The organism is Brevundimonas sp. (assembly GCF_036659295.1).
Taxonomy (GTDB): domain Bacteria; phylum Pseudomonadota; class Alphaproteobacteria; order Caulobacterales; family Caulobacteraceae; genus Brevundimonas.
On record NZ_JAVXCU010000040.1, the window covers coordinates 1 to 8974 of the forward strand.

Sequence of the window (8974 nt, forward strand, 5' to 3'; positions counted from 1 at the left end):
CAGGCTGGGGCTGGACCTCGACGGGCTATGTCGGCATGGGTCTGGCATTAGGCGGCTTTGCGATTTGGGGCATTGCCTATGTCACTGGAAATAGAACGCCGATAATCCAAACCAGTGAAACCTGTGACTGACATTCCCTTCAAAGGGTGCTAGGAGGCCCGCCCATGAGCGCAGCCGTCATCGTATTCCCCGGTTCCAACTGTGACCGCGACTGTAAGGTCGCCGTCGAACGCTCCACTGGCGAGCAAGTTTCCATGGTCTGGCATGCCGAGACCGAACTGCCGAAAGGCCTCGACCTGATCGTCATCCCGGGAGGTTTCTCCTATGGTGACTATCTGCGTAGCGGTGCCATGGCAGCTCAGTCGCACGTCATGCAGGCCGTCAAAAAGGCCGCCGAGGATGGCGTGACCGTTGTCGGTATCTGCAACGGCTTCCAGATCCTGTGCGAAGCCGACATGCTGCCCGGTGCCCTGATGAAGAACAGCGGACTGAAATATGTCTGCAAGCCCATCAGCCTGACCGTGGCCAACAAGGACACCCGCTTTACCAAGCGTTTCGGCGATCAGGCCGAGGTGGTGATGACGCAGGGCAATGGCGACGGTAACTTCTTTGCCGATCCCGAAACCCTCAAGCGTATCGAAGACAACAACCAGGTCGTCTTCCGCTATGTCGACAACCCCAACGGTTCGGTCAACGACATCGCCGGTATCATGAACGAAGCCGGTAACGTCATCGGCCTGATGCCCCACCCCGACCGCGCCTTCGAAGCCGAACTGGGCAGCGCCGACGGTGCCACCTTCTTCCAGAGCATCTACGACGCGCTCTGAGCCGCTTGAAAATAATAGAGAACATCAATACCCCCGCTACTGGATAGTGGGGGTATTTTTATGTTTGTTAAGCTGTTTTCGGGATCGGCTCTAGCCGCCCTTTGTGCATCTCTGGCGATGCCCGCCTCGGCACAAGACAATGAGGCTACGGACTGGCAACTAAACCGTATGCCCAGCCAAAAAGCGACCGTGGCTGTTGCCGAGTTCGATAATGGCCTGACATTGGTAACGCGCTGCGTGAACAATGCCTTCGACGTTACTATCGACGGATTGCCCGAAACGAACGATCGCGCCCGCCTGCTCCAGATCAGTGTCGGCGAGGATGCCCGAATGCGTGGAGTGGCATGGTCTGCAGGTGCAAACAAAACCAGCGCTTTCAGCCGCTTCCCCCTAGCGCTCGCCCACGACCTGATGCGGGGTGGAACCATTCGCATCCGTATACCCGCCTCAAATGGTCGCCCATCTACCCTTTATGTGATGGACACCGAGCCTTCGGTCGCAGCAATCGCAGAAACCCTGATGGCTTGTGACAAGCCACTGATTGATCCGCGCAACGAAGGGGTAAGCGACGAAACCTTGGCGAATTTACCATTCGACATGGAATGGATACGCCTGCCCATGCCAAGCCCCGATGCTGTAGCCCGTATCGAAAACCTCCAATCGACACACGTTACTGTCAGTTGCCTGACCGCCGATGAGGGCCGCCTGACCGACTGCCGCATCGAAAGCGCCCACCCATTTAATGCCAACATCAACAGGCTTGTTCTAGATGCCGCCCGCAGAGGGCGTCTTCGTCATAAAGGCACAGGCGAAGCTGTCGAGGCCGGTCGCGAGATAAGCTACGGCGTGCCAATTTCAATCGGTTAAGCCTCAAGGCTTACCCAATCGATTGGCCCGACAATTTGTGGTCCGCACGCTTGAGGCTCCGGCTGTAGCACTCGTAATGCTGTCGTCGTTCTCCTGTCACCGCCGGTTCCGTGAACCAATAGCCAAGCTGTGCGTATAAAAATCAGGCCCGCTGTTCAGCGCACCTTTTCAGGAGCTGCCATGTCCTCGATTGTTCTGCCGTCCCCTGCCCAGCAAACCCGCCGGTATGCGGTTCTGGCCGCCGCGATTTTCGCCATTGCCATTCCGATCCTTCAGGCCTTGGGCAGTATTGGTCAGTCACAGGCCGAGTTTGCGGCGGACGGCAACACGACATTGCGGGTTGCGGGTTACGCCTTTTCGATCTGGGGCCTGCTTTATGCCGGTCTGCTGGCCTATGCCGTGCGCCAAGCCTTGCCCCAAACCGGCGAAAGCACGCTGATAAACGCTCTGGGCTGGCCCAGCTTTGTCACCTTGATCGGTATCGGGCTTTGGATCATCACCGCCGCGCTGGATATGAAAAGCGCCAGCGTCATCGTCATTTTTGCCAGCCTGCTGGCCATCTTGCTGCCAATGCTGATGCTGGGCCGCACCATCCGCACAACCTCGCTGCTGGACCGCGACCGCATGTTGGTGATCTGGCCTCTAGCGGCACTGGCAGGGTGGCTGACTGTCGCAGCCCCGCTGAACCTGATTACGGTCCTGACCGCCTATGACGCCTTGCCCGCAATGCTTAGCCCCACCGTCTGGGCGATTGTGTTTGTGGCGATCACCACCCTTGTGGCCATCGCGGTCAGTTGGGTGTTGCGTACTCTGGCCTATCCCATCCCGATTGCATGGGGTTTTGTCGGCGCATTTGTCGCCCATCAGGACAATAATCCAGTGCTGTCATTTGCGGCTCTGGGGGCGGCCTTTGTGGTGATCGTTTTCGGTTCGATCTTCACCTTCGGGCTTCGTCGGACAAAATAAGCGCCCGCTAAGCTGTCTTTCCACCAAACGATGGCTGACAGATGCGCCGGACAAGGCTAATAGGCGCCATTATGAGCGCGCCCCAAAAGACCATCGCCCAACTGGCCGAAGAGTACGGCCTCGCCCCTAACGAATATCAGGTCCTGCTGGACCGGTTGGGCCGTGAGCCCAACCAGGTCGAGCTGGGCGTCTTCTCGGTGATGTGGTCCGAGCATTGCTCGTACAAATCATCCAAGAAGCAGCTGATGAAATTCCCCGTCACGGGTGACCGCGTGATCTGCGGCCCGGGGGAAAACGCCGGTGTCATCGACATCGACGATGGCGATGCCTGCATCTTCAAGATGGAGAGCCACAATCACCCGTCCTATATCGAGCCTTACCAAGGCGCGGCGACGGGCGTTGGCGGCATTATGCGCGACGTCTTTACGATGGGTGCCCGCCCTGTGGCCCTGCTGAACGCGCTGCGTTTCGGTGAGCCCTCGCACGAGAAAACCAAGCGTCTGGTCAAGGGGGTCGTTTCCGGCATCGGCGGCTATGGCAACTGCGTCGGCGTTCCGACCGTTGCGGGCGAGACGAACTTCCACAAGGGCTATAACGGCAACATCCTCGTCAACGCCATGTGCGTGGGCTTGGCTCGCGCCGACGAGATCTATTATTCAGCTGCACCGGAAGCGGGCCACGATGTGGTTTACTTCGGCTCCAAGACCGGCCGCGACGGCATCCACGGCGCGACCATGTCGTCGGCCGAGTTCGACGACGAGTCCGACGCCAAACGCCCGACCGTTCAGGTTGGCGACCCGTTCGCTGAAAAGCTGCTGATCGAAGCCACACTGGAACTGATGCAGTCCGGCGCTGTGGCCGCCATTCAGGACATGGGTGCCGCTGGCCTCACCTCCTCGTCGGTCGAAATGGCCGGCAAGGGCGGCGTGGGTGTCGAGTTGGACCTCGACAAGGTTCCGCAACGCGAAACCGAAATGACCGCCTACGAGATGATGCTGTCGGAATCGCAAGAGCGTATGCTCGCGGTTCTCAAGCCCGGCTTTGAAGACGTCGGCTACCGCATCTTCCAGAAATGGGGTCTGGACTTCGCCATCATCGGCAAGACCACCAATACCGGCCATCTGGTTCTGAAACACCTCGGCGAAACCGTCTGCGATGTGCCGCTGGCCCCGCTGTTCGACGATGCTCCGCTGTATGACCGCCCGTGGGTCCAGCCGGAACTGCATCCGGCGCTGGGCACCGACGAGGTTGCAGCCCCCGAGAGCTGGAACGATGCGGTGCTGTCGGTCCTAACCTGCCCTGACATGGCGTCCAAGCGCTGGATCTGGGAACAGTATGACCGCCACGTCATGGCCGACACCCTGCAGGATTCCTCGACCGGTGCCGATGCGGGCGTGGTTCGCGTTCACGGCACCGAAAAGGGTCTGGCTGTTACCTCGGACTGCACCCCGCGCTATGTCCAGAACGATCCGTATGAAGGCGGCAAGCAGGCTGTGGCCGAGGCTTGGCGCAACCTGACGGCGGTGGGTTCGCGCCCGATCGCCATCACCGACAACCTGAACTTCGGCAACCCGCAGCGCCCTGAGATCATGGGCCAGATCGTGCGTGCCACCGACGGCATGGCCGAGGCCTGCCGCGAGCTGGACTTCCCCGTCGTGTCGGGCAACGTGTCGCTGTATAACGAGACGAACGGTGTGGCCATTCCGCCGACGCCGACCGTTGGCGCTGTTGGCCTTCTGCCGAACTATGACGTTGTCACCGGCTTTGGTGGCGCGGCAGAGGGCGATGCTCTGGTGCTGATCGGCGAAACCAAGGGTTCGCTGGGCGCATCCATCTACTTACGTGAAGTGCTGAACCGCGAAGACGGCGCACCGCCGCCGGTAGACCTGAAGCTGGAACGCAAGACCGGCGACTTCGTGCGCGATCTGATCGAGGCTGGCGAACTGACGGTTGTTCACGACCTGTCGGACGGCGGTCTGGTCGGCGCGGCTGCCGATATCGCTCTGGCCTCGGACGTTGGTATGGAACTGGATGCCGGTGAGGCTGTGGCCCACGGCTTCTACTTCGGTGAAGATCAGGCCCGCTATCTGGTCGCCGTGCCGAACGCTGACGAAATCCTCGCCAAGGCCAAGGCTGCCGGTCTGACCGCTGCCGTCGTCGGCAAGGTCGGCGGTGCCGACTTTGCGGGTAAGGCCGCTACGGGCGAGCTGTTCCGTATTCCGGTCGCCCATGTGCGCGAAATGCACGAGAGCTGGATGCCGAACTGGATCGAAGGCTGATGCGTCTGATCGCCCTGATGTCTGTTGCGGCGGCTACCCTTGTGGCCGCCTGCGACTTTCAACCGGGCGATCCGGTTCAACATGCCCTGCGTGATGCTGCTGCGGCCCGTCAGGCCGCAGCGCTCAAAACCACCGAAGAAGAACAGGCCGAGGCGGCCAAACGCGCCTCGGTCGCTTCTGCACCTCAGGCAGGTGACGAACTGTCCCGCCTGATCGCCACCCGCCGTCAGGCCGTGGCCGACACCCGCGCCCTGCTGGCCGCGACCACCGATCCGGCTCTACGCGGCCAGTTGACCGGCGACCTCAAGGCAGAAGAAGGCCGCCTTCGCGCGCTCGAAGCCCGAAGAAACGACAGCCTCTAGGGCGACTATTAAAAATAATTCATCTAGAACGTGTAATGGAGATCACTTCATCTCCTCTCCAGTTGCCCTGCAGGAGCCGTTCTTGAAAATTGCCGTCGTCCTTCCTCCGGGTTGCCACTTCTCGTTATCCCAGCCCAATTCCATGGAGACGGTCGTACGCACCCTGGCACAGGGTGATCGCGATGCCGAAGTGCGGATCTTCTGCTGTGACAGCGACAATGACCATGGCGACCTGCCCGTACAGGTTCTGCCCGGCCGTAAAAAGCGCATGGCGGCTCTGGAACAGGCGCTGGAAGACTTCCAGCCGGACGTGATCGAGTTCCACCAGCAACTTAAACAGGCCGTGCGTGTGGCCCGTCGCTTCCCGCGCGCCACCCGCTTCCTTTACCGGCACAATGCGCTCAAATCGCCCGGCAACCTGCTGGACAAGTGGCGCTACGAGCGTCGCTTCAAACAGATGGACGGCCTGATTTTCGTCAGCGAAGCCGGACGGCGCGACTTTTTGAACGACTTCCCTTCGCAGGAACAAAAAACCTACGCTGTCCCCAACCCTATCGATGTCGATCTGTGGCATGCGCCCGTCGAGAACCGCGAACAGGTAATCGCCTTTGCCGGACGGGCCATGGCGGAAAAAGGCGTAGACCTGATCTGCGCGGCCCTGCCTGCAGTACTGGATCGTCATCCCGACTGGCGTGCGGTGCTGATGCTGAACGACTGGGAAACACGCGGGGACTGGGCCGAACCTCACATCGCGCCGCTGGCGCGGTATGGCGAGCGGGTCACTGTCATGAAATCCGCCCCTCTGGCCGAGGTTCGCGCGGTCATGCAAAAGGCCGCGATCGCGCTTACGCCATCGACATGGGCCGAGCCTCTGGGCCTGACGGCGCTGGAGGCCCATGCGGCGGGTGCGGCACTGGTCAGTTCGGGACGCGGCGGCCTGCGCGAAGCCAGCGGTCCCCACGCCCTCTATGTCGATGATCTGACCCCTGAAGATCTGCAAGCGGCCATCGAGACATTGATTGCCGACCCTGCACAGCGACTGGCCATGGCCCGCGCCGCGCAAGACTATGTGACCCGCGTCCATACCCCCAAGAGCCGCGCGCACCAGTTGCGGCAGTTGCGCGAGCAGGTCGCCCAGCAAAAAGGCCTGCAACGCTCCGCCTGAAACAGGGCATCATAGCGGACCAGTTTTGACATTATCGTAGGTAGTGTATTCATTCCCGAAGGGAGTGCACGATGAACGACATGGCAAGCACCACGACCTCTGCTGGATTTCGCCCAAAGGTCCCCACGCGCCGCAGCCATAAAATGGGGCTGGTCCCCTTTTTGTGGCAGAGCTGGCGTGACCCGCTGCAACTGTGGGGTCAGCTGCATTTTCAGGAACTGTATGTAGCGGGCACATCGCCGCTGGGCCGCACTCTGGTGGTCAGCGACCCTGTCGGTGTGCGGCGTGTCCTGACGGACAATGCGCTCAACTATGAAAAAGGCGACCTGCAACGGCGCGTGCTTGGCCCCATGCTGGCCGATGGCCTGTTGCTGACCGAGGGCGATCAGTGGCGACGCGCTCGCCGGATCATGGCCCCGCTGTTCACCCCCGCCTATACGGCCAAGACCGCAGAGGTGATGGATGCCGTCTGTCGCCGTCGTGTTGAAAGCTGGAAGCTGGAACAGGGCGCTCGGGTTCTGAACATCGACCACGAGATGAGCGGCCTGACATTTGATATCCTGTCGGCCACCCTGTTTTCCGACGATCTGGATGGCGATGCGGCAGGCTTTGAAAAAGCGCTGAACCAGTTTCTGGAAGTCGGTGCCCGCATCAGTCCGCTGGATGCCCTGAAGGCTCCCGACTGGATACCGCGTATGGGCAAACTGGCCAGCCGTGGCTCGGCCCAGTTCTTTCAAGAGCGGGTGTCGGCTCTGGTCGCACGACGCAGAAAGCGGATCGAGGTCGATGGTGATGCGCCCGATGACCTGCTGACCGCGCTTTTGTCCGCCCGCGACGAGGAAGGCGACGGCTCGGGCCTGTCGGACCACGAGGTCATGTCCAACATCCTGACCTTCATCCTTGCCGGTCACGAGACGACGGCACGGACACTGGGCTGGACCCTGCATCTGGTCACCCGCGATGCGGCTGTGGCGCAAAAGCTGAAAGAAGAAGCGGATGCATGGGATCGTTCATCCGGCGGCATCAAGCCGATGGTCTGGCACAAGGCGGTGATCGAGGAGGCCATGCGCCTGTTCCCTCCTGCCCCCGCCATGATCCGACAGGCTGTCTCCGATGATGTCATCGAGGGCCATGAGGTCAAGGCGGGCGACAGCATCGTCATCGCGCCGTGGCTGATCCAGCGCCACGAAAAGTTGTGGGACGAGCCAGACGTGTTCAAACCCGAACGCTTCCTGCCCGAGAACCGCAAGAGCATCGACCGCTATGCCTGGCTGCCCTTCAGCGGCGGCCCGCGTATATGCATCGGAGCCGCCTTTGCCATGCAGGAGGCTGTCATCGCTCTGGCCGAGATCATGAAGGCCGCAGATGTCGAAGCCATCACGCCGGTCGAGCCACGCCCCATCCAGCAGATCACCCTGCGCAGCCGCGAAACGATGCGATTGAGGCTGCGGGCGCGTAAAGACCAGAGCTAAGCCCTAGTCTTTCAACGCGGCGAGTAGTGCGCTCTGGTCTCCAGCAAATAACCGCTGAGCGAGCGATCGGATCTCGCGGCGCACATAGTCGCTGCGGGAAATCAGGGCGCGGTATTGCTGGCGATCATCGACACGCTCGGACAGGATTGCGCCCTTACGCATTAATCGCCCCAGCAAGGTTTTGATCGTGGCATCGCCCCAGTCCTGAACGGACTGCACCTCTTCAATCAGGGGCTTTGCCGAAAGAGGCCCTCGCCGCCACAGCGCCGCCAGAACCTCGCTTTCAGCTTCGGTGACGGGGATACTCATTGGATGCGCAAGACCTCCCTGTCGATACGGGCCTCTATCGCCCAGTTGGCGATGACAGCCACCACACCGGAGATCAGGCCTATAATGAGGACCGCAAAGGCTTCGGCCACAGCGGGCATATAGATTGCCGGATTAACAGGCCCCGAGAAGTTCGCGAGCGCGATAAAGATGTTCATTGCGGCATAGCTGCCACCCAGCAGCCCCAGCAAAGGCCCGCCGAGGCGCAGCGCCTTCACAAAAGCCGAGCCGCCGACAAGGCTGGAGCCCGCCATCAGCTTGCGTATGCAGATGACGACAGCGGCGATGGTAGCGATCACGACTACCAACATGAGCAGCTTTAGAAGCGGGTGGCTTAGCATCAGCAGAGTGGTGAAACCCAGTCGGGGCATCGCCAATGCGGGCGTAGAAACAGCGGTGAATGCTAGGAACGGTAACGGCAAGGCACGCAACATTTCATCCTCCGGATTACGTTTGTAATCCATGTAGATTACATCTGTAATACACCTTGTCAAACACCGTTATTAAAACACCCTCTGACTGAAGCCAGAGGGTGTTTTAAATCAAAGCGTTGGGATCGCCTGTTTGAGGCGGCCACCGATGCGGATCGGTTCGATGCGCTTGGCAAGACCGGTGCGGTCGTCGGTTTCGACGAAGACACCGCAAATGGTGGCAGGACCGTGGGCCGGTGCGTAACGGCCACCCGACAGGCGGGTGGTAAAGCGGCGCA

The 8974-nt window shown here is 60.7% G+C and carries 9 protein-coding genes and 1 pseudogene; 7 read left to right on the forward strand and 3 right to left on the reverse strand.

Annotated elements, in window-relative coordinates:
- Positions 1 to 164: 164 nt before the first annotated feature.
- The 7 genes from purQ to RSB01_RS08805 all read left to right on the forward strand — a co-directional run bounded on the left by purQ (position 165) and on the right by RSB01_RS08805 (position 7938).
- A complete protein-coding gene (gene purQ / locus RSB01_RS08775) occupies positions 165 to 827 on the forward strand; it encodes a phosphoribosylformylglycinamidine synthase subunit PurQ (protein WP_332591302.1) in 663 nt (220 codons plus the stop codon).
- 189 nt (positions 828 to 1016) lie between these two features.
- Positions 1017 to 1694: a hypothetical protein gene (locus RSB01_RS08780; protein WP_332619535.1), complete on the forward strand. Its 678-nt coding sequence runs from the start codon at positions 1017 to 1019 to the stop codon at positions 1692 to 1694.
- A 180-nt stretch (positions 1695 to 1874) separates the two neighbouring features.
- Positions 1875 to 2660 carry a hypothetical protein gene (locus RSB01_RS08785; RefSeq protein WP_332619536.1) on the forward strand — a complete coding sequence of 262 codons (786 nt, stop codon included), beginning with the start codon at positions 1875 to 1877 and terminating at the stop codon, positions 2658 to 2660.
- A 71-nt stretch (positions 2661 to 2731) separates the two neighbouring features.
- Positions 2732 to 4939 carry a phosphoribosylformylglycinamidine synthase subunit PurL gene (purL, locus tag RSB01_RS08790; protein ID WP_332591210.1) on the forward strand — a complete coding sequence of 736 codons (2208 nt, stop codon included), beginning with the start codon at positions 2732 to 2734 and terminating at the stop codon, positions 4937 to 4939.
- A complete protein-coding gene (locus tag RSB01_RS08795) occupies positions 4939 to 5301 on the forward strand; it encodes an indole-3-glycerol-phosphate synthase (protein ID WP_332591211.1) in 363 nt (120 codons plus the stop codon). Before purL ends, RSB01_RS08795 begins: the two co-directional genes overlap by 1 nt.
- Positions 5302 to 5383: 82 nt before the next feature.
- Complete coding sequence (locus RSB01_RS08800; RefSeq protein ID WP_332619898.1) at positions 5384 to 6466, forward strand: glycosyltransferase family 4 protein; 1083 nt, start codon at positions 5384 to 5386, stop codon at positions 6464 to 6466.
- A gap of 71 nt (positions 6467 to 6537) precedes the next feature.
- Complete coding sequence (locus RSB01_RS08805) at positions 6538 to 7938, forward strand: cytochrome P450 (protein ID WP_332591213.1); 1401 nt, start codon at positions 6538 to 6540, stop codon at positions 7936 to 7938.
- 3 nt (positions 7939 to 7941) lie between these two features.
- Here the strand turns inward: RSB01_RS08805 and RSB01_RS08810 are convergent, their stop codons facing one another.
- From RSB01_RS08810 to RSB01_RS08820, 3 genes and pseudogenes are all read right to left on the reverse strand, one after another.
- The gene (locus RSB01_RS08810; RefSeq protein WP_332591214.1) at positions 7942 to 8247 is read right to left on the reverse strand and encodes a BlaI/MecI/CopY family transcriptional regulator; all 306 of its coding nucleotides are present in this window, start codon (positions 8245 to 8247) and stop codon (positions 7942 to 7944) included.
- Positions 8244 to 8729: a MotA/TolQ/ExbB proton channel family protein gene (locus tag RSB01_RS08815; RefSeq protein ID WP_332591215.1), complete on the reverse strand. Its 486-nt coding sequence runs from the start codon at positions 8727 to 8729 to the stop codon at positions 8244 to 8246. The genes RSB01_RS08810 and RSB01_RS08815 overlap by 4 nt, the downstream gene beginning before the upstream one ends.
- Before the next feature lie 78 nt (positions 8730 to 8807).
- A pseudogene (locus RSB01_RS08820) lies at positions 8808 to 8974 on the reverse strand (metallophosphoesterase); the annotation flags it as partial.